The organism is Weissella cibaria (genome assembly GCF_004521965.1).
Taxonomy (GTDB): domain Bacteria; phylum Bacillota; class Bacilli; order Lactobacillales; family Lactobacillaceae; genus Weissella; species Weissella cibaria_A.
Genome location: NZ_SDGK01000028.1, coordinates 1 through 21,714, shown reverse-complemented (window position 1 = coordinate 21,714; position 21,714 = coordinate 1). Strand labels below are relative to the sequence as shown.

Here is a 21,714-nt window from a genome sequence, read left to right as displayed (position 1 = left end):
GCTTCTTTACTATACGCTTATTATAAGTGATACCAGCGATACCTGTCATCTATTTTGACTCGTCAGTTGGCTTTTGTTGGCCACGTTGTGCGAGACGTTGTGACCAACCGTCGAGTTGTTGAATAAAACTTTTGGCACGTAAATGTACACCAACTTGGTCATCATAAATCTTGTCCATCACGCGTGCCATGTCATGCTTAGTCTCTTCTTTTAGCGACAATGAACCTAACTGTTTTAGGTCGATTTTGTTAAGTTGTGATAGCACACGCACAGAACGTGGATTGGCATTCATACGTTGTTCATCTTGATCCCAGTGCAACTGGCACAGTGTCCCGTTTAACTTCTCGGAGAAATCAAGCGGTAAATCACGCCGACCGCAAACAACACATTCACCCCAAGTCGGTTCAAGACCGAATGCCGGCAATAATTTGATTTCAAAAAAATTGGCAATGCCTTGTGGATTCAAACCACTCTCAATTTTTTCAATCGCCAAGCGGGCCCATTCATACCACTTACCAATCGGCTGATTATCGACAAACGCCGCGTCAATCAAACCCAAAATATAAGTCATGTAGGCATTTTTCGTGACATCTATCATCAATTCACGTGATTGGTGGCTCTCTTTAACGGCGTTAATAAAACTCAATCCGGTTGGATTTAAGGTTCCCTCAAACGTGGCGACCGTTAACGGTTGGACATCCGCTGCGAATTGGTACCGCTTTGACTTGCCATTCTTAATGTAAAACATCCGCTTGCCACCTTGCTTGGTTAGCATCTTAACCATCAAATCCTTTTCCTTGCGGTCTTGCTGGTACATCACAATTGCATCAAATACTTCTGCCATACCCATCCCCTAGTAAAAAAGAGACTTGATAGTCTCTTTCTCGCCAAATTAAATATCTGAATCTTCCTTGTAACCGTAAGTTTGAAGCGCTTGCGGCTTGTCGCGCCAACGTTCTTCAACCTTAACCCATGTCTCCAAGAAAATCTTATCACCAAGCAAACGTTCGATATCCTTACGTGCCCGCACACCAATTTCCTTGATCATTGCCCCTTGCTTACCAATGACAATGTTCTTTTGCGTTGGTCGTTCAACAACAATTGTTGCTTGCACATGCAAGTGATTTTCATCTTGACGCTCAATTTTATCAATCACCACCGCAACTGAGTGGGGCACTTCTTGCCGTGTCAATTGCAAGACCTTTTCACGAATCAACTCACTCATGATAAATCGTTCTGGATGATCCGTGATTTGATCAGCCGGGTAATATTGTGGACCTTCTGCCATTTTATCCATCGCAAAATCCAACAACTCGGGAACGCCGTCTCCCTTCAAGGCTGAAATTGGGAAGATTTCAGCAAATTCCATTTGTTGGCGGTAATCATCAATAATCGTCAACAAATCTGCCGGGTTCACTAAGTCAATCTTATTAATAATCAAATAAACTGGCGTATTCGTGTCCTTCAAACGATTAATAATGAAATCATCCCCTGCGCCACGTGGTTCATCAGCATTTACCAAGAACCAAACCATGTCTGCTTCGCGTAAAGCTGACATGGCTGTCTTCACCATAAAATCACCCAGCGAGTTATGAGGCTTGTGGATACCTGGTGTATCCATGAAGACGATTTGACCCTCATTGGTTGTGTAAATCCCTTGGATCTTGTTACGGGTTGTTTGTGCCTTGGGCGACATGATGGCAATCTTTTCACCAATCATTTTGTTCAAAAGCGTTGACTTACCAACGTTTGGCCGGCCAACCAAGGCCACGAAACCTGACTTAAATCCTTGTTCACTCATGTATAAAATCTCTGTTCTTTCTGTATAATCCACGTGTTACCACGCACAACTTTATCCCAACAGCATCTGCAAATTCGGCAAGATGTAAGGCTGGAAAATCAACACACCCACGACAATTGCGAAGGCAACGGCTGCCAAAACAGCCCCAGAAGCCACATCTTTTGCGACTTTCGCCAATGGATGGTAACTTTCACCGACAATCAGATCAACGATTGCCTCGACCATTGTATTAACGAATTCGGCCATAATTACCGTAAAAACAGCCACCGTAATCCACAGCCAATCCGACCGTCCTAGCTTAACATATATCCCGACAAGTAGGACGACAATTGCCGCAAAAATATGAAAGCGCATATTTCGTTCGCGAACAAGCAACTGACCAATCCCTTCGAGGGCATGACCCACTGCTTGTAGAAAGTGCGTATTCTTTTCAATTTGTGGCGTCGGCTCGGTCGCCTTTTTCTTATCGTGTAAGTCCATAGCTATCCAAAATATCGCGTTGCAAATCAAACATAATCTTTTCGTCTTCATCACTACGCATGTGATCGTAACCGTTTAAGTGTAAGAAACCATGAATAACCAAAAAGCCTAGTTCACGTTCGTATGAGTGCTCCAAGAATTCGGCTTGTTCACCAATCTTATCAACAGACACGATAATATCACCGATATTTTTGGCCAAATCTTCAGCCATATCCTCATCCATCATCAGTGGCATATCGTCACCGTCTTCTTCAATTGCAAAAGAAATGACGTCTGTTGGCTTATCAAGCCCGCGATACTCACGGTTATAACGTTGAATCTCATCATTGTTAACAAAAGTGACGGACATCTCTGTATCATCTGGCAACTTTATATATTTACCAGCGTAATCTAGCACTTTTTCAACAAGTTCAATTTGCTCTGCCGGTACTCCGGGCTTTGATTGGTCAATAATCGCCAAATCCATAATCTTTAATCCTTCTTCTCTGTTTTCTTATTTTTTGCGGCATCAAATGCATCATAGGCGTTGATGATGGCTCCAACTACCGGGTGACGGACAACGTCATCCGCGGCAAATTCAATAAATGTAATATGTGAGACATTTGCCAACACTTGCTTGGCTTGAATTAGGCCTGACCGTACCTTCGTTGGCAAGTCAATCTGTGACACGTCACCATTCACAATCATATGCGAGCCAAAGCCAAGTCGGGTTAAAAACATCTTCATTTGCTGTGGTGTTGTGTTCTGTGCCTCATCTAAAATAATAAAGGCGTTGTCCAAGGTACGACCACGCATGTAGGCAAGTGGTGCAATTTCAATCGTCCCACGATCCATCAGACGTTCTGTATGTTCCGCACCAATAATGGCATGTAGTGCATCATAAATTGGTCGCAAGTAAGGATCGACCTTTTCTTTCAAATCACCTGGCAAGAACCCTAAGTTTTCACCAGCTTCAACGGCAGGCCGTGTGATAATGATTTTCTCAACATCCCCACGCTTCAGTGCTGCCACTGCCATGACGACGGCCAAATACGTCTTTCCAGTTCCGGCAGGTCCGATTCCAAACGTAATGTCGTTAGTACGAATCGCTTGAATGTAACGGCGCTGACCGTAATTCTTCACACGAACCGGGTACCCCTTCACATCTCGAATCAAAGTCTCAGTGTACATATCGCCAAAGTACTCTAGCGTACCACGTTCAGACATCTTCATTGCTGAAACGATGTCAGTTGCGTTTAGCTTAACACCTTTTTTGATTAAATTCGTCAATTCAACAACGATTGCTTCAGCCGCATCAACAGACTCTGCTTCACCTTTGATGGTCAACTGATCACCAAAGACTGACAAAGACACCCCGACGCCTTCTTCAATCAACTTTAAATTGCTGTCTTGTGGTCCAACCAAGCCAATTTCTTGCTCGACATTTTCAAAACGATAAATTTTTTCAACTTGTGCTGCCAAAAATGAATTCCCTCTAATTCGCAATATTTTTTATTACGGTACTATTATACCGCAAACATATATGTATCGGGGCATCACCCCGCATTGTGTCACAATTAGCCCAACAATGATTGAACCGTTGTGTTGACCAACTTACCATCAGCCTTACCCTTAACCTTAGGCATCAAGGCACCCATCACCTTACCTAAGTCTGCCTTTGATGACGCACCAACTTCGGCAATCGTTTCCTTAACAATGGCAACGACTTCTTCCTCAGACATTTGTGCAGGCATATAACGTTTCAACACATCAATTTGGCCTTGGATTTCTTCAGCCAAATCTGCGCGATCGGCATCCTTGTATGATTCCATCTCTTCCACACGTTGCTTCATTTCACGTGACAAGACTGCCAGTTCTTCATCAGCCGTCAAATCATGGCCCAACTTGATTTGTTCATTTGAAACAGAGGCCTTAACCATGCGGACAACACCAAGTGTTACCTTATCCTTGGCCTTCATCGCTTCCTTCATATCTGACGTCAATTGTTCTAGCAAACTCATGATTGTTATCCTCCAAATAATGTTGTTTTACTTATTTTATGATTATAAAACAAAACCGGACCACCAATAAGGTAGCCCGGCAAGAGTCGAATTAACGGCTCTTCTTGTTCTTGCGCTTACGAGCGGCCTCAGCCTTCAACTTACGTTGTACTGATGGCTTGATGTAGAACTCACGCTTACGGTACTCTTGCAAGGTACCATCCTTTGATACACCACGCTTGAAGCGACGGAGAGCATCATCAAGAGACTCATTCTTACGAACAACAGTCTTTGCCATAATGTTTACCCTCCCTTCCCGTGTGAAGTTTCCAACTTTTATATATGTCGCACACTTTTGTTCTTTAATAGTGTACCAGAATAGGCGCTGTTGTCAACGCTTTGTCGCTAATTAGACTTTTTAACCAACTGTTTACAATTTTGGCTCATAAAAACGGCCAAACGTGCGGTCGATGCGCCACAATGATGCCCAAGCCTGTGGGTCGACATCATAAATTGCATCGCGTAGGTCATATTGCTCATACATCGAAATAACCGTAAACAACACTTCCTTATGATGGTGGTTATACCCACCTTCGGCATGGTGCACAATGGTGATTCCGCGGCGAATATCTCGTTGAATCGCTTCAATCACCAAATCAGGCTTTTCCGTCACAATCATAACTTGCATTTTTTGCTGGCGTGTGTAGACCAAATCAATAACGCGCGCGTTAACAACTAAGCCGATTCCTGTATACAATGCATATTGCGGACCAAATAAGAAACCTGACGCCAATAGAATAAAGAAGTTAAAGGTCAAATTGACCGCGCCCATCTTCATACCAGTTTTGCGACGAACCAAAATACCAATGATATCTAGTCCACCGGTTGATAAGCCATTGCGCAAAGCCAAGCCAGTTCCAAAACCATTAACGGCCCCACCAAAGATTGCCATTACAAGTGGGTCTTGCGTCCACAATTGTTCAGGCTGACTCACCAAGCGCATCGCGACAGCCGCCAAAACCAGAGCGGCAGCCGTAAACATTGCAAAGCGCTTCCCAATTTTACGATAAGCCGTAATCATCAATGGCACATTAATCATCAATAACAACACACCAACGGGCACCTTCCAACCGACGAATCGTTCTAAGAGGGTATTTAATAACTGGGCTAGCCCTGTAAATCCGGATGAATAAATATGACCGGGCGTCCAGAAAAAATTAAGGGCTACGGCTGACGCAACGGCATATACCATTGCACTACCAATCCGACTTGAATACTGATGACGATTAAAATACTGTTCTATTTGGTCCATTTTCTCGCTTCTTTCGATTTGTACTTTATGATTTTATCACTTAATTGTAAATCTGCGCCGGATAAACAAAAAAATTATGAACCAATTGGTCCATAAGTTCCGTCTAATTTACCGTATTTTCTTAAACAAAACCATTCCTGATAGCGAAATCAACATACCTAACCCAACGACTGTCAAAATCGGCTGACGCTTCATACCGGTCTCAAGTAAGGTTGCTGCCTGACCCGACAACGCATCGGTCACAGTTGCTGTCGGCATTTCATCAGTCAGGGGCTGATTCGTTTCATCAGCCACAGGGACGCTGTCACCAGGCTGAGCTGTTTTTGTCTTATCATCAGTTTGTGTTGCCGGTTGTTTCGACCCACAAACTTGAGTTAGAATACCAAGATTCCGTTTGATTTGCATTTGTAATGTTAACAAACAGCACTGCAAATTGCATGTTATACGCGGAAGTTGCTCCCTGAACAAAACGCACATACAACATCATGGTTGATGCCGTCGCTAGGCCACGTGACGACTTAAATAACACATAGCCATCATACGTTTCATGAATTGGCCCAGTAATTGTACCGGGATGCCAATCAGACTTGCCTGCTACCCCACCATTATGCGGAAAGTTAGATTTCGAAACGACTTCTGATCGCAACGCGGCGTCTCCCATATCCAACTTACCAACGTCTTCATTGATAAACAAAGGCGTATGCCAGATTACCTCAACCGCTTGTTTACCATTCACCCACAGTGGTTGTGTATGCGTCTCTGTCTGACTTGTTGTAAAATACGGTGATGCCACCTGCCAGAAGCAGACCTATCGTAACCTCGCTAAAGCGATTAAATGTCGCCATTTAAACATAATAAACACCTCCAAAATTTGTCTCTGTTTCGTGAGGCTAACCTCCTCACCACTTATTAAAGTATAGTTTCATTTTGTGAATAAAATATGAAAGTCTGATTTTTTTATATTCCATTTTTGAAACAAAAAAACACCCAGAACGAAAAGTTCCGAGCGTTTTGGGTCGTCATTATTCTTCAGACATGTTAGGCGCTTCAATATCTGCGTAAACAGGTGCCGTCAAACCAAGATCATCGACGATTTGGGCTTGTGCAACCGGTGTTGGTGCCTCAGTCATTGGCTCAGTGGCCTTTGAGTTCTTAGGGAATGCAATGACTTCGCGAATGTTGTCACGACCAGCCAATAACATGGCAAGACGGTCAAGTCCCAATGCAATACCACCCATTGGTGGGAAGCCATACTCCATTCCTTCAAGCAAGAAGCCAAAGGCATCGTGGGCAGCTTCCTTGGTAAAGCCAAGGGCTGACAACATCTTTTCTTGAATATCCATACGGTGAATACGAATTGAACCAGACCCCAATTCGTAACCATTCAAAACTAGATCGTATGATTGTGCGTGTGCTTGGTGCGCACCATCTGTCGTCTCCAACAATGGCAAATCTTCTTCATTTGGCATTGTGAATGGGTGGTGAGCTGCAATCCAGCGATCTTCTTCAGCTTGGTACTCAAACAATGGCCAGTTAACAACCCATGCAAAGGCCCACTTGGTGTCATCGATCAAGTCCATTTCCTTAGCAGTCATGCGACGCAAAGCATCCAATGTTGCTGAAACAATGTTTGCTGAATCTGCAGCGAACAAAATCAAATCGCCGACCTTTGCTTCAGTTTGTGCTAACAACGCATCACCCTTGGCCGTCAAGAACTTTGCGATTGGTCCCGTAATGCCTTCGTCAGTAATCTTCAACCACGCCAATCCCTTCGCACCGAAACGTTCGATGTATTGGGCCATCTTGTCGATATCCTTACGTGAGTAGTTATCGGCCCCACCAGGCACGACGATTGCCTTAACTTGACCGCCGTTCTTGACCGCATTTGCAAAGACACCAAATTCTGAGTCAGCCATCAAGTCTGACAAATCTTGCAATTCCATCCCGAAACGCATATCAGGCTTGTCAGTTCCGAAACGAGCTATGGCGTCAGCATAGTCCAATACTGGAATTTCGATCGTGTTCAACTCGACATCAACCGTCTCCTTCATGATTGCAGCAACCCACTCGTTAACCAAAGCCATGATTTCGTCTTGCGTCATAAATGACATTTCAACGTCAAGTTGGGTAAATTCTGGTTGACGGTCACCACGCAAGTCCTCATCACGGAAGGCACGAGCAACTTGGTAGTAACGGTCGAAGCCTGCACCCATCAACAATTGCTTAAACAATTGTGGTGATTGTGGCAAAGCATAGAATGAACCAGGGTAGACACGTGAAGGTACCAAATAATCACGCGCACCTTCTGGCGTTGACTTAGCCAAATAGGGCGTTTCAATATCGATAAAGCCATTGGCATCCAAGAATTCATGCGTGGCCGCCGTAATCTTGGAGCGGATACGCAAGTTCTTTTGCATCTCAGGACGACGCAAATCCAAGTAACGATACTTCAAACGCAATTCGTCAGAAACATTGATGTCATCTTCAATGTAGAAAGGCGTTGTCTTCGCTTCAGACAAAATAGTTGCCTTAGCCACTTGGACTTCAATTTTACCTGACTTCAAGTGATCATTAACGGCACCTTCTGCACGTGAACGAACTACTCCTTCAATTTCAATCACAAACTCTGAACGCATCTTTTCGGCAACCGCCAATGCTTCAGCGTTAATTTCTTCTGAAAATGCCAATTGTACGATTCCTTCGCGGTCACGCAAATCAACGAAAATCAACCCACCCAAATCGCGGCGCTTCTGCACCCATCCTTGTAACGTGACAGTTTGGTCAAGGTAGGCTTCATCAATCAAGCCTGCATAGTTTGTACGCTTCATATCTCTTAATCCTCTTCTGTAACTTCTTCGTCTTCAATAAATTCTGGCAGCCCGGTGTATAGTTCGGCCAACTTCACCATAATTTCCTTACCACTCGTCATGTTCTTCAAGTTAGCTGATTGTTCAGCCAACTCGCGCTCACCAATCGTAATCATAAAGCGGGCACCAAGTCGATCAGCTGACTTGAATTGCCCCTTTAACTTACGATCTTGGTAGTCGCGCTCAGCACTGTAGCCAAATGAACGAACCGCTTGTACCATTTGCATGGCAACCACATCAGTCCCGTCGCCGGTGTTGGCAACGTACACATCAAGCGGTGCTTGTTCAGGCAACGTTGCCCCATCTGATTCAAGCAGCAACATCAAACGTTCCAAACCGATTCCGAAGCCAACCCCCGGCATCTCTGGTCCGCCGAATTCTTCGACCAAACCGTTATAGCGACCACCTCCGGTAATCGTTGTCCAACCACGACCCAGCGCTTCAGATTGTGTCATCACTTCGAAGATCGTGTGATTGTAATAATCCAACCCACGAACCACGTTGGCATCCACTTCATAGTCAATTCCCATTGCCTCAAGGTATGTTTGCACCTTGTCCCAATGGGCTTGCGCTGATTCTGTCAAATAATCCAAAATCGATGGTGCATCCGCAACAATCGCTTGATCTTTGGCATCTTTAGAATCCAGTACACGCAATGGGTTCTTCTCCAAACGCGTTTGTGAATCAGTTGAAAGCTCATCAAAATGAGGCGTTAAGAAATTAATCAACGCTTGGCGATAGTTCTCACGAGACTCCTTATCACCCAATGAGTTAATCTTAACCTTCAAGTTCGTCACACCCAACGTTTGGAAGAAATCAACGGCCATTGCAATCACTTCAGCATCTAGTGCTGGTGAGTCTGACCCCAATGCTTCCACCCCAATCTGGTGGAATTGACGCATGCGCCCTGCCTGTGGCCGTTCATAACGGAACATTGGTCCGATATAAAACATCTTGTATGGCTTTTGATGCTCAGGTCCAAATAATTTATTTTCAACAAATGCCCGCACAACACCCGCGGTTCCTTCCGGACGCAAGGCAACGTGACGATCACCCTTGTCGTGGAAATCATACATTTCCTTCGTCACCACGTCAGATGTATCGCCAGCCGAACGTGCAAAGACATCAAAACTTTCAAAAATTGGTGTCCGTACTTCTGAATATTGGTAGTCACCAAACAACACACGCGCTGTTTCTTCAACGTAGTGCCACTTAAATGATTCACCGGGCAACAAATCTGATGTTCCCTTTGGCTTTTGGAATGATTGCTTAGCCATATCGTAATTCCTCTCAATTAATCCGATGGTGCAAAAACGGAAAAGGCGCCCTCGACGATACGCTCGTATCGTCAAGGGCGCCTTTTAAGCGCGGTACCACCTTGAATTTGGTCTCATGCCGTAACGTGGCAACACGCGCATTGCTGCGACCTAAAAAGTGTCCCCTTATCCTAACAATGACAGGCTCTCACCAAACCCTGCTCGCTAAACATGTCTAAAATAAGTTTGCTTTCTCATCGGTTCTATCTATGAAAGACATTATCTTATAGAAAGTAGTCAACGTCAAGTTACTGGGCATTTTTCGCCCGTTGATCAAGATAATTTTCCAGACCGATTAGAATTGCCTTGGCAATTTTTTCCTGTGTTTTCACGGACTTAATCTGTTTGAAGTCCGTATCTGAGTTAATGTACCCATTTTCAAGCAATACCGCAGGCACCGTATTATCTCGAATAACCAAGAAATCACCAAAGGCAACACCCTTATTAGTGAGTGGCATAGTCGGCGCCATGGCTTTATTCAAGGCTGTCGCAAGTTGCTTAGAACCATTTGTTTTGTGGTAATAATACGTCGTGTAGCCGCTCGCTTCGTTCGCTTCTGGGGATGAATCGAAGTGGAATGAAATAAACAAATCAGCATGGTTCTTTTCAACCACTTGCGGAATTTTTGACAGATACACGATTTTGTCCGAATCACGCGTCATAATCACCCGCGCCCCCGATTGACGTATCGTCTTAGCCACCCGCCGTGCCAATTGGAGAGTATAGGTCTTCTCAAATTTGCCAGTATTTGAGATTGCACCGGAATCCGACCCACCATGACCAGGATCCAAAACAATTGTCGATTCTGATAACGGCGTAATCTTATCTAAAGGCTCATTACGCTCTAATAGCCAGCCAGCTACCCAACCGGTCGACTCATCTTCACGGCGCACCTCATACCAACCATCATCCTTGGCTAAAATTTGTAAATGTTCGCCTTGCTTCAACACTGATATCGGCGTACCGGCAACTCCTTTCTTTTCTCGAATTGTAATATTCGGGATTTGTACTGTAATTTGTTGTTTGTATAGCATTACTGTGGTAACTGCGACTGCGACACCAAGCATCCCCATAGTAATGGCGAGTGGAATCCAAAATTTCACGAGCCACGCCAACAACAACCGGCCAATTTTTCGCATGAACAATACCCTCTCAAGTTCTGTTTCGTATCTGTTTAGTTTAGCACAGCGTTAATCAGTTCAATGGCCAATGCAAGAAAAAAACGGCTCCCACTTTGCTGTGAGTGCCGCTAACCACTGGTAGGCTTAACCAAATTAGAAACTCTTACCTTCCCATTCGTTCGCTGGCAAGGCATCAAAGTCGTACGTTGCAACTTCTGCAACGTCTGTAATAACAGCGTGAGCAGGAACTGACATCATTAAGTTGATGCCTCCCTCCTTCTCTTTCACCAAAATCACAGGCTTCTTGGCTGCTTCTGAGTAACCAATCTCCCAGGCAGTTCCTGGATCAACGTGTTCACCCTCGTAGTCGATTACCGCAATGACAACTTCGGCTGGATCAAGATGATCCTTGTCGCCCTTGTAAATTGCTTTTGCCCATTCCTTTGAACCAAATTCAAATTCATCGTGTTGTTCAGTTCGTGGACTGAAGAATTCGGAAACCGTTGGATTGGCTGCAAGTGCTTTTTCCATCCGTTCAATACGATCAATTTGGTCATCATCAAAAAATGGCCCGGCTAAGTAAACGCGTTTCATAATTTTCCCTCTTAACTAATTACAGATTTTTTTGTGTTACCCAGTTAGTTTAACCGACAAATACCGAACAATCAACCTTTCATTGATGGTAAATCTCGCTTATTCATGAACGGTTGCAAAGCCGTCTTGGCGACCCGTTGTTGTGTATGAAGTAATGCGACATTTTCACGAGTCAATTCCGGAATAAATAGGACTTCCATTTCATAATCGTTTGTGTCACAGCGAATCACTTTGCCGATAAACGGACAGTCAATCGCTGCTGAAGCATCACAATGGGCTATATCACCAATCTGTAGTTCATGTCGCTGCATAGGCACTCCCCCTGACTAGTCGTTTGCGATTAGTGTACCCAGTGCGTTTGATGAACCCTCGCACAATTATTGATTTTTTCGCGTTATTAGTGTGCTAAATACACGCGTTGTTGATGCTTCAAGCCAGCCAACACAAACTTGGCTGGATCCTTAGTGATATCAAATTCGCGATCAGCTGCACCGTGTAACCCGGCCATGAAGTTTTCCTCATAATCCGGAATCGTCATGTACTCACGTGAATCAAACAAGTGATCTATTTGACCGGTCACTAGACCATCGCGGAAGTTAGGTTGTAATTCAACTGAATAAAACTCACCTTCTGCACCTGAACCATAAGAAAAAATTCCCAAACGATCACCAGCCGTTAAGGTCGTTGAATTTTCTAACAGTGAATACAAGCTTAAGTAAACCGAACCCGTATATAAGTTTCCAATGCGTTTGTTGTAAACTCGGCTGGCTTCAAACTCCGTCAACAACAATGCTTGTTTCGCTTCGTCTGCTTCAGGCAAGATATCACGTAAGGCCTTCAACCCCATCTTAGTAAATGGCAAGTGGAATGCAAATGCCTTGAAGTCATCAATAGCTAAACCAGTCTTGTCCTTATAACGAGCCCACAAGTCACGGAAGAATTCACGATAAACTTCGGCTGAATACTTACCATCAACCAACGCTTCTTCGGCATAAACTGGGCGCCAGAAATCCATCACATCACGCGACATAAATTGGTTGTCCCGATTAATCGTTAAAAGGCGCGGATTCTCAGTCACCAACATGGCAACCGCACCAGCCCCTTGTGTAACTTCACCCGGGGTACGGAGACCATAACGGGCGATATCTGACGCCATGACCAGTACCTTAGCGCCCGGGTGCAAGGCAACGTAATCCCGTGCTTGCATCAAACCGTAAGTACCGGCATAGCACGCTTGCTTCATTTCAATTGTACGGACGTATGGGCTCAACCCCAACAACCGTTGTGCATAAACCGCGGCCGACTTTGAGTTATCAATGCCTGATTCAGTCGCAAAAATAATAGTGTCAATTTCTTCACGCTCAGCAGGGGTCAAAATTTGATCTGCCGCATTAACAGCCATCGTCACAACGTCTTGCGTTGGTGGCACCACCGCTTGCTGCGTCTGACCAATCCCAATCAAGTATTTACCAGGTTCCTCATTACGAGCGTTTGCCAACTCAGTCATATCAATATATTGATGCGGTGAGAAGAAGCTCATCTTATCAATTCCAATTTGTGCCATTTTTTAATCCTTTACCGCTTCTGTCACACGTCGCATAATTTCACGAGCCAATGCAATTTTCGTTTGCAAAGGCAAGGTCTCTGGTTTTGCATCTCGTGTCAAAATCGTCACTTGATTCGTATCATAACCAAAACCAACTTCGGCCTTTGAGACATCATTTGCAATCAGCATATCCGCATTCTTTTTTATTAGCTTTTGTTGCGCATAATTAATTAAATCCTGCGTCTCAGCTGCAAACCCAACCAAGTACTGATGGGTTTTATTCGCACCAAGGGTCGCCAGAATGTCCGGATTTTCAACCAATTCCAAAGTTAACCTCGGATTGGCCGCATCTTTTTTCATCTTTTGATCAGCTGGCGTTGCCACGCGATAGTCTGAAACAGCTGCCGCCATAATCACAGCATCTGCCGTATCAAACCGTTCGGTCATCGCTGCCAACAATTCACGGGCAGACTGAATATGAACCGTTTGTACACCTGCCGGAGCTGGCAAATCGGATGATGTCACAAGTGTCACGTTAGCCCCTTGCTCTGCTGCGGCTTGTGCAATCGTATACCCCATCTTCCCTGACGACCGGTTCGTAATAAAGCGAACCGGATCAATTGGTTCAATGGTCCCACCGGCCGAGACAAGGATCTCCTTGCCCGTTAGTCGACCCGCTCGCTGATGCATCGCTAATTCTGCCAAGGCTAATATCTCATCCGGTTCCGGCAAACGACCCTTACCAGCATAACCTTCAGCTAGAAGACCTTCAGCTGGTTCCAGTACAATCACCCCATCGTCACGCAACGTTGCTAAATTACGTTGTGTTGCCGGATTTTCATACATTTTAACGTTCATTGCCGGCGCCACAATAACTGGGGTATGCCGAGCTAATAGAACTGACGTTGCGGCATCATCACCAATGCCAGCCGCCATTTTTGCCAAAATATTAGCCGTCGCAGGGACCACGAAAATATAATCAGCCCAATCTGCCAAACTCACATGTGCAATGACGCTGTCATTGTGCGCATCGAACAAATCGGTCACAACCGGCTGCTGCGTCAAGGCTTCAAACGTCTTTGGCGTCACAAATTCAGTTGCGGCCTGTGTCATCACAATGCGAACGGCTGCCCCCGCCTTCATCAACAAGCGGGCAAAAATCGCTGACTTATAGGCCGCGACACCACCGCTGACAACTAACACAATCTTTTTATCGGTAAACATGCCGTGCTGCTCCTTCTAGCGTTTTACTTAAAAATAACCACATTAAGTTTACCATGAATAGAAATCTTACGGATTACATAAGTGGAAAACGAGAACCATCGTCTCCGACAGTCCTCGTTTCACTTCTCAATTAATTTTCCTCAGCCTCACGCTTACGGCGCGCTGCAAACAACATAACCAACATAACCAGATTACTTGCAAACAGGAAGACCACGATTGCTGTTAAATAACTCATCGTGTTTTGCCCAGTGTCCGGTAGCACCCGGTTAGCCGTATATGGCAGCATATCTGCCCTTGTATATGGTAAGTACCCACTCCGGATAGCTGTGTAGCCTGCCTGGACCGCTGTAGTTAACGTGGCATCGTCGGTTGATACGTAGCCCCCCAACGTTGCCAGTTTAGGATTTTTGTTGTGCTTGGCGCGTCTGTGGTCCACTCACAATACCATTATTTTGGCCGATAGCATCGGCTAGTGCCTTAGTAGTTGCAACAACGTCAGCCGTCGTTGCTTCGCCACGAGATGCTTTAGCCTGCAAATCCGCTAAGTGATTCCAAGCATCTTTAATCGTGTCAGACATGTCCGCCGGCACACTATTCTTTAAGGCCGTCGCACCAGTATCAGCTAGCACCTTTTCGAGTGCTGTCTGTGCGCTTTCACACCACTTTCATTGGAAACTGGCGCCGTGACCTTGTACGTGTAACCCGCCTTGGTCAAGCTACTATCTGAAATACTAATTTTGCCACCAGTCGTGCCCTTATACGTAGTCGTCCCACTAGCACCGTTACCGACCAATCCTGACGTCATCACCGTCGCTTCTTGTAAGGCCGATGCGTACACCAAAGTCAAACTTAGCGTTGTCCCTGACCCGACCTTAACCGTAATATCATTTGCTGAACTGATGTTATGCCCTGTAATCTTCGGTGCATCATAGCTATATGTATCACTTGAAGCTACAGGAGAAGCATTGTTAATTCCCACCGATTGACCGTCTCCAACCGCTAAAGTTGTCCCCGTCTTAAGGACGTTGTCAGCCGTATATTTATACGTCACTGACACTGTCATTGAGGCCTTTGTACCGGAAACTTGGGCAATCGATGACGTCATTTCAGTTGATTTATCACCTGCTGAACCGATCAAAGCAAATAACAAATAGGGCATCGTGGTCATATTGATTGTCATTGTTTTCGTGACCTTACCACCCAAAGAAAATGTCAACGTTTTATTGCTAACTGTGTATTTAATCGTCCAGGCAGCACCATCCCCACTGCCGATTCCGCTGGGCGCATTAGATGCAGGCACACTTGACACACCACTCCCTGAGGTCAAACTCGAATCACTGGTTGCTTGTGTTAAATTACCGGATGAGTTCGTCCTACAAATACCCACCATTGGGTACGTCCCACTGGCGTCTTTATAAGTCGTCCCGTTGTTATACATGTCAATTCCAAATGGAATGGCGTTCTTAATGCCTGTAATACCAAGGCCACCACATGTTCCGCTACCCAATGAATTTGGCAAAATAGATGACAGCAAAATACCACTATAGTCGGCAGTGCCAGAGCTAATTGGCCATATAAAAGGCACCACTAGCCGTAAAATCTTTTGAGGTATCCAACGCCGTGTTATAAACAACCAGCCCGGTTTGATTTTGACCGTTCGACAGTCCATACCACGTTGTCTTTCCAGATGAATTATTCCACTGGTAGTAAGCGCTTCCTTTAACTAGATAATCCGCTGTTTTGTCACCGGAAGACGTTGTTGTTCGGCTTGACACTTCTTTGGCATTATCAATCGTTACGCCGGAAACCGTTGCGGCCTCAGCGGGGGCGATTACCATTTGCAAAACAATTTGCACCAAATCATCGACCCGTTCAGTCACAGTTTCAGTTTGTGGCGCCGCGGCGATGCCACCAAGCATCGCCAGGGTTGCCGCCCCGTGAATCAACCATTCCTTGCCACCGCCATCTTTCGCAAACGTGCATCTGCCACAATATTTTCTTTCATAATTTTATCATCATCACATTAGTTCTTGCGCTATACCGTCAGTATAAAAAACGTTTGTGTGCTTACCCGGACAAAGGAGCGACAGATATGGTAGCTTTCGCTGAGTGAATTGTGACAATTGTTACAAAAATTAGAAATCTTTCGCAAACATTCTATTTGGGAATTGTGACTTTTGTTGTTAAAATATAAGTGTTCAAATATGGACATCAGGAAGTGCGAATAAAGGTTAAAAACCCACGAACTTTTTCCAGTTCGTGGGTTTTTAATCATTTCTTATTGCTTCTTTGTTTACTTTTGACGTCGCATTAACAACCATAGTAGCCAACCAATTAATGTAAGCAGGCCACCAATAATGATCAAAGCAAGTTTTAACCAAACCGGCCAATGCTTCACGACATCTTTCTGGCTCGTGATCGCCGCCATCGCATTCACCCGAACTCGGTTAGTAAACGTCCATCGACCTTTGTCTGTTGTTACCTGTGTTTCGACACGATAACGTCCAGGCTGCAATTGTCCCACCGACGTGCGATGGTCGTAACGACTACTAGGCGCAAATTGCAAGTTGCGTCGGGTCTCACTCGTCACTAACTGTTTGCCACGATAAACGCGGGTCTGAATCATCATTCCTTGGTGAAAAATTGGCGATTGATTACGTAGTCGTAGGACTAAAGCTGTTTGGCCATCCTGTCGTTTCAGTGTCATCCCGTCCGCACGCATATGGGCCGCAACATGTTTTTCATTATTTCGGACCAGCAACGCAACCGTGTATGAATATTCTTGCTTGATTTGCATCCCTGATGGATTTCTTTGCTGATTATTCGTTAACTCATAAAACGTCAAGCCACCCGCCCGCACACCTGGAAAAGTCGTTCCCGGCATCTTGATGGCAATCGAAACAACTTGCGAACTCTTTGGCGGTAATGTAACCGCATCCGCTACGTGAACCATACGTGTCCATTTTTTGTTCCGACTCGTCTCATAATCTACAACACCGTTTGCATTTGTGGTAGCCGCTGCTGTGCGAACCCCGACTTTCACTTGCCGATCAGTTGGATTCGTTAGCTGTACCTGAACATGCGTCTTTTGACGAGGCGCTAAAATCAAATCAAAATAGCCGGCCGTCGCGTGTCGTTGATTCTCAGACGTTTCGATTTGTACACCAAACGACAATTCATTCGCTGACATTTTTTCACTTGCACTAAATACAACACCGACCATCAGTGCAATGACGATCCGTAACCATTTTAATTTGTGCATCTCTATTCTCCTGTCGGTGCTGCTAACAACTTATATACAATCGTACTGTTGTAAATTCCTGATAATTTCTTCATTTGACCAGGCACGTGTAATGACACCTCGCCCAATGAAATCGCGGTCGTCCCATAACCATCACCTGGTTTTGCATGTGCCAAACGCATAAACGCCTGATTCAAATCCATTTTTTTCGTAGCTGTCAAAACAGTTGTATCGGTTACCGCACTTTTACTGGTCACCCGGTCAATTTGCAGTTTGGCGCCTTTCAATTCCACTCCCTTTCCGTGGACAAAAGGTGTCTTTTGGCGAACCTGCAAGTCCCAGCCATCCAATTGGCCACGTTGATCAGTTACCTGAACGTGATTTGCTACCGCTCGCCCAGCAAAAACATCTTGCTTGGCCGTATATGTTCGGTCAACTAAGCTCATTTTTTGCGTATCAAATTGCCAGCGTGATGCATAATCTAATGTCAGTGGCATTGGGGTTGTCCGTAAATTTGCCGGGGCGTGTGGATCCGTTTCGCGAGGCGATTCCGGATCAACGTGGCCAATGGCCACCGGTGTTTCTGTCCCTGCAAAGCCAACCAACGCTTGTGTTTCAACCTCAATGTTTTCTTCTGCAAAACCAACGCCCGCAGTTGTCAACCCCGTACAAACAGCCAAAATTCCTAAACTAAATTGTTTTTTCATCTTTTTTCCCCTTTTAATTTGTTGGTCCCGCGACCAAATTTAATGACACCTGTGCTTGATACGATCCCACTCGTACTAAGTCATAGGCCTCAAATTGTAGTGTTGCCCCTAAATCTCGTATACCAGTGCCACTACCTACTAATACGTTTTGATAATCCCCTGTCAAAACAACCTCGTTAAATCGCAACGCATTTGGTAATTGATACGCCGTGCTGATATGTGTCAGTGGCTGCTTTAAACGTGCTTGGACAACCCAAGATTTCAAGTTACTCCCCAGTAGCGTGATAATTCCTGAGCGTGGTTGTGCAGCGATTGCTAAAGCTTCACCGTATATTTTTTGATGGTTATCCCCAAAATTTGCAGCTTGAACCAACATTTTTACTGGTTCATACGCTAGTTTCGGCGAACTGGCTGTTAATGCTAAATCCGATACTTGTGCCAGCCAATCACTAGCCGGTCGCCCAATTTGCGCGTCAGTTATCCCTTTACCGCGACCTTTAATGCGAAATTGCGAGACGTCGGTATGCTGAAATTCCCCAATTTCAATGCCACGACCTCGTACATTAATTTGTTGTAAATCAATCATCGCTAACCCCCGTTGGAAAATTGGTTGTCCTGCGCGATTAGTCAATTGCACCGTTGCCGGCCGTAAAACTTTCAATAAGGTTGATTTTGGGAAGGCAATCAGCGCCGGTCCCTGACCGCTTACGTAAAAATTACTATCTGGCATAACCTGTACACCACCCCGACTGGTTCCATCAGCCGCCTTTTCAAGCACCGGAATTTGCCCAGTACTTGTTAAGCGAAGTGTCCCTTGATCCGTTACCCGCCACATTGCGTCATCACCAGCACTCCAATAGATGCCTGGCCCGATTGTATTCACTTCAACATGACCGCCCTGGATGGTTATTCGTTTAAAATTACTCGCAATTGGCGCACAAATTCGATCCGTCGTCGTTCGATTCATGACTGAAATGGACAAAACGGCCTCTGGTTCAACTAAGACTTCACCCTGTTGACTAGACGTCCGGAATACATGGGCATTCAATTGACCAAACGCTTCGACGAACGCTCCTGTTGCCAACACAATGCGATTGGCCGTAAACATATCACCACCCATTCCGTGCAATGCTAACTGTCCCTGAATTAAAATGTCATTCGCCTCGAACATTGTGCCATTCTGGCCCGGCGTAATCGCCACATTACTATCCGCTGATGTGATAATTTGATCAGCACGCACAAGCGGTTGATTACCAGGGCCTTTCAACCAAAAATCATGACTCAGCGTAACCGTTGCTGTGCTATGCAACGTCTTACGTTGCTGCGCTTCGCCAATTGGAGTCAATGATAATTCATGTCCATCCCCAACAATAGTGACCGACTGACGACGCGTGACAAGTACCGTCGATGTATCATTAAGCACATCACCATCAAGCCGAATGACTTGATTCGGTCTATCTTGATTCCATGCGGTTTCAAATTCCCGCATGGTTTCAACATTATCTTCATCTGCTGCCACGTACTCTACGATTGACAGTACACTCCATATTGTTATCACCACCTTATATAGCCAATTTAAAGTCATTCTCACGTCCCCCTTGTTTGCGTTTGGTTTCGTTGACATGTTTAACTTTATCGGATGTTAATTGTCCGCTCCACGTCATATTTTTCAAAAACGTTTAAAAAAATCTCGCTTACAAACGGTAGCCCTAGCGGTTACTGAAAGTACGCACAAAAATAAAATGCCAACTCAATGGCAGTTGGTATAAACCCTGTCATTGAGTTGGCATTACTCAGGCTAATCTGTTGCCGTCATCCGGTGGACAGTTAAGTCGATTGCTTTTTCAATAAACTTATTAAATTCGTTTTCATCTGGATAATGCGACCAAATGAACGGTGTCGCATTTTTCAAACCGGCGATTTCAATATCTGAGATATAAAAATCGGCCTGCAACATGGCTTCATGACTAACCACAATGTTTACCAATGGGGTCTGTTCCAGCCGGCTAACAATTAAGGCTTCCAAATTAGGTAGATTATTCATATCAACAATCACCTTAATTTTCGGCAACAATTTCGTAGTCGCTACCGTTTGAATCATAGCCGTTAAATACTCTTCAAACAAAACACTCAATAAAGCTTGTTCGGGAACACTGAGCACCACGGATAGCTTAGCGATGACCGTTAGAATGATTTGGGCCTGAAGTGGAAATCGTTGTTTCGCCCGGACGACATCTGGCATCGGTCGAAATCCCAAATGACTGAAATACAATAAACGTACATGCGTCGGTGATAGCAACGCCATCATTTTGCTTAAAGTCTCAAACTCAAGTGGCTGGTGCATTACCGTTTCAAATTCCGCTTGCATGATGGTCGTGAAGGGCTGTAATTTTCGTATTGCCGTCTCGGTCAACAAAGCCTCTGGAATCGGCCCTAAAAAACCAGCCACATACATTGAGGCAATCGCATACTCCGCTTCTCGTGCTAAGACCGCATTGGGTAAATCAACAAAATGACGCATCATCATAACCAATCCCGCGTGAATCTGCCGATGCTGTTCATCCCAGTTGGTAAACGGGACAAAGAGCAGTGGCATTTCTGTTGCCATAATGGCGTGGTGGTTAGCTAGTCGTGAGTACCAAATGGCAAATTGCATTCGAATGGCTTGTTTCGTTGTTTCACGTTCCGGCAATTGGTATAGCGCTAAAATTTCAGTGACCGCCGCTTCAGCTCTAATCCGCATCTCCGTCGGAAACGGAATCTCTTGATCAATATACGCTTCCCGCATGAGACCAAAGAAGAACACGCGAATAGTCGTTTCATCACCGATCAATGCATTGTGGCGCGTTAGTGTAATGCCCACCCGTGCCAAAACCAGCGCAATTTGCTTCTTGGTCGCCCTGGCAATCGGCACGGTTGTATGATGAGTTTCAGCAAACACTTCATATGAAACAAATGTTTCAGCAAAAATTTCACCTAACAACGCCCAAATTAACGATTGCTGCCGATACTCATGCGTTAATCGCTTAATGTCCAGCAACACACGATGATCAACTATGATGCCACGACGCGACGCATCTAATGCAAAAGCAGGTGGTTGATCCGGCCATAGCGTTTGCAAATCTTGTTGTAACCCCGCCAAAGCCTGGCCAAACCGATACCTTGTCCACCCCAATTCAGCTAAAAGATGTCGGATTGTCATAAAATCTGCCAGCTGATTTGTTAAAAATTGACATAGCCGTAATTTATCTTGATCTTGCTTCTCTAATACCCAACTTGCAGTCATCATACCCCTGTCCCCCGTCTATCTATCAGTGTACGGAAAGGGGCATGCCCTCGCAAGGGGGAGAGACTTATTGTTCGAAAATGAATTAATTTCGACTTTTTTGAAATTGGGTGTTGCACGTTATTTTGTCATCTGGTATATTATTATCTGTTGTTAAAGGCAGTACGCGTTTAACGAATTTCATGGCTCATTGGTCAAGCGGTTAAGACTCCGGTTTTTCACACCGGCATCCAGGGTTCG

Annotated in this window: 25 protein-coding genes; all 25 read right to left on the bottom strand. The window is 45.0% G+C overall.

What is annotated here, in order from left to right; all coding sequences use genetic code 11:
• Nucleotides 1–49 precede the first annotated feature (49 nt).
• The gene (recO, locus tag EST42_RS04315; RefSeq protein WP_134644369.1) at nt 50–844 is read right to left on the bottom strand and encodes a DNA repair protein RecO; all 795 of its coding nucleotides are present in this window, start codon (nt 842–844) and stop codon (nt 50–52) included.
• Nucleotides 845–892: 48 nt separating this feature from the next.
• Nucleotides 893–1,801, bottom strand: a complete 909-nt coding sequence (era, locus tag EST42_RS04310) for a GTPase Era (RefSeq protein WP_134644368.1) — start codon at nt 1,799–1,801, stop codon at nt 893–895.
• Between the two features lie 51 nt (nt 1,802–1,852).
• Nucleotides 1,853–2,281: a diacylglycerol kinase family protein gene (locus tag EST42_RS04305; protein ID WP_134644367.1), complete on the bottom strand. Its 429-nt coding sequence runs from the start codon at nt 2,279–2,281 to the stop codon at nt 1,853–1,855.
• Nucleotides 2,265–2,747, bottom strand: coding sequence for an rRNA maturation RNase YbeY (gene ybeY / locus EST42_RS04300; protein ID WP_134644366.1), 483 nt, complete (start codon nt 2,745–2,747; stop codon nt 2,265–2,267). Before ybeY ends, EST42_RS04305 begins: the two co-directional genes overlap by 17 nt.
• 5 nt (nt 2,748–2,752) lie before the next feature.
• The gene (locus EST42_RS04295) at nt 2,753–3,742 is read right to left on the bottom strand and encodes a PhoH family protein (RefSeq protein ID WP_134644365.1); all 990 of its coding nucleotides are present in this window, start codon (nt 3,740–3,742) and stop codon (nt 2,753–2,755) included.
• Nucleotides 3,743–3,837: 95 nt separating this feature from the next.
• Nucleotides 3,838–4,281 (bottom strand): GatB/YqeY domain-containing protein, encoded by a 444-nt coding sequence (locus tag EST42_RS04290; RefSeq protein ID WP_010372984.1) that lies wholly within the window; start codon nt 4,279–4,281, stop codon nt 3,838–3,840.
• A gap of 91 nt (nt 4,282–4,372) precedes the next feature.
• A complete protein-coding gene (gene rpsU / locus EST42_RS04285) occupies nt 4,373–4,558 on the bottom strand; it encodes a 30S ribosomal protein S21 (RefSeq protein WP_003610426.1) in 186 nt (61 codons plus the stop codon).
• A gap of 132 nt (nt 4,559–4,690) precedes the next feature.
• A complete protein-coding gene (locus EST42_RS04280) occupies nt 4,691–5,572 on the bottom strand; it encodes a YitT family protein (protein ID WP_134644364.1) in 882 nt (293 codons plus the stop codon).
• A 108-nt stretch (nt 5,573–5,680) separates the two neighbouring features.
• Nucleotides 5,681–5,866, bottom strand: coding sequence for an LPXTG cell wall anchor domain-containing protein (locus tag EST42_RS10495; protein ID WP_167711097.1), 186 nt, complete (start codon nt 5,864–5,866; stop codon nt 5,681–5,683).
• 40 nt (nt 5,867–5,906) lie between these two features.
• Complete coding sequence (locus EST42_RS10490; protein ID WP_167711095.1) at nt 5,907–6,365, bottom strand: hypothetical protein; 459 nt, start codon at nt 6,363–6,365, stop codon at nt 5,907–5,909.
• 229 nt (nt 6,366–6,594) lie between these two features.
• Entirely contained in the window at nt 6,595–8,400 is a 1,806-nt protein-coding gene (aspS, locus tag EST42_RS04270; RefSeq protein WP_134644362.1) for an aspartate--tRNA ligase, read from the bottom strand.
• Between the two features lie 5 nt (nt 8,401–8,405).
• Nucleotides 8,406–9,716: a histidine--tRNA ligase gene (gene hisS / locus EST42_RS04265; protein WP_134644361.1), complete on the bottom strand. Its 1,311-nt coding sequence runs from the start codon at nt 9,714–9,716 to the stop codon at nt 8,406–8,408.
• Nucleotides 9,717–10,003: 287 nt separating this feature from the next.
• Entirely contained in the window at nt 10,004–10,894 is an 891-nt protein-coding gene (locus EST42_RS04260) for an N-acetylmuramoyl-L-alanine amidase family protein (RefSeq protein WP_134644360.1), read from the bottom strand.
• 135 nt (nt 10,895–11,029) lie between these two features.
• Nucleotides 11,030–11,470: a nucleoside 2-deoxyribosyltransferase gene (locus tag EST42_RS04255; RefSeq protein ID WP_134644359.1), complete on the bottom strand. Its 441-nt coding sequence runs from the start codon at nt 11,468–11,470 to the stop codon at nt 11,030–11,032.
• Nucleotides 11,471–11,541: 71 nt separating this feature from the next.
• Nucleotides 11,542–11,781 carry a hypothetical protein gene (locus tag EST42_RS04250; RefSeq protein WP_134644358.1) on the bottom strand — a complete coding sequence of 80 codons (240 nt, stop codon included), beginning with the start codon at nt 11,779–11,781 and terminating at the stop codon, nt 11,542–11,544.
• 86 nt (nt 11,782–11,867) lie between these two features.
• Nucleotides 11,868–13,034 (bottom strand): hydroxymethylglutaryl-CoA synthase, encoded by a 1,167-nt coding sequence (locus EST42_RS04245; protein WP_134644357.1) that lies wholly within the window; start codon nt 13,032–13,034, stop codon nt 11,868–11,870.
• A gap of 3 nt (nt 13,035–13,037) precedes the next feature.
• Complete coding sequence (gene coaBC / locus EST42_RS04240) at nt 13,038–14,240, bottom strand: bifunctional phosphopantothenoylcysteine decarboxylase/phosphopantothenate--cysteine ligase CoaBC (RefSeq protein WP_134644356.1); 1,203 nt, start codon at nt 14,238–14,240, stop codon at nt 13,038–13,040.
• 130 nt (nt 14,241–14,370) lie between these two features.
• On the bottom strand, nt 14,371–14,676 hold the full coding sequence (locus EST42_RS10485; RefSeq protein ID WP_167711093.1) for an LPXTG cell wall anchor domain-containing protein: 306 nt from the start codon (nt 14,674–14,676) through the stop codon (nt 14,371–14,373).
• Nucleotides 14,639–14,869, bottom strand: coding sequence for a hypothetical protein (locus EST42_RS04230; protein ID WP_134644354.1), 231 nt, complete (start codon nt 14,867–14,869; stop codon nt 14,639–14,641). The genes EST42_RS10485 and EST42_RS04230 overlap by 38 nt, the downstream gene beginning before the upstream one ends.
• Nucleotides 14,863–15,825, bottom strand: a complete 963-nt coding sequence (locus EST42_RS04225; RefSeq protein WP_134644353.1) for a lectin-like domain-containing protein — start codon at nt 15,823–15,825, stop codon at nt 14,863–14,865. Before EST42_RS04225 ends, EST42_RS04230 begins: the two co-directional genes overlap by 7 nt.
• Complete coding sequence (locus EST42_RS04220; RefSeq protein WP_134644352.1) at nt 15,803–16,186, bottom strand: hypothetical protein; 384 nt, start codon at nt 16,184–16,186, stop codon at nt 15,803–15,805. The genes EST42_RS04225 and EST42_RS04220 overlap by 23 nt, the downstream gene beginning before the upstream one ends.
• A 347-nt stretch (nt 16,187–16,533) precedes the next feature.
• Nucleotides 16,534–17,502: a DUF916 domain-containing protein gene (locus EST42_RS04215; RefSeq protein ID WP_134644351.1), complete on the bottom strand. Its 969-nt coding sequence runs from the start codon at nt 17,500–17,502 to the stop codon at nt 16,534–16,536.
• Between the two features lie 2 nt (nt 17,503–17,504).
• A complete protein-coding gene (locus tag EST42_RS04210) occupies nt 17,505–18,188 on the bottom strand; it encodes a WxL domain-containing protein (protein ID WP_134644350.1) in 684 nt (227 codons plus the stop codon).
• A gap of 13 nt (nt 18,189–18,201) precedes the next feature.
• Nucleotides 18,202–19,773, bottom strand: a complete 1,572-nt coding sequence (locus tag EST42_RS04205; RefSeq protein ID WP_134644349.1) for a hypothetical protein — start codon at nt 19,771–19,773, stop codon at nt 18,202–18,204.
• A gap of 213 nt (nt 19,774–19,986) precedes the next feature.
• On the bottom strand, nt 19,987–21,477 hold the full coding sequence (locus tag EST42_RS04200) for a helix-turn-helix domain-containing protein (protein ID WP_134644348.1): 1,491 nt from the start codon (nt 21,475–21,477) through the stop codon (nt 19,987–19,989).
• Nucleotides 21,478–21,714: the final 237 nt, after the last annotated feature.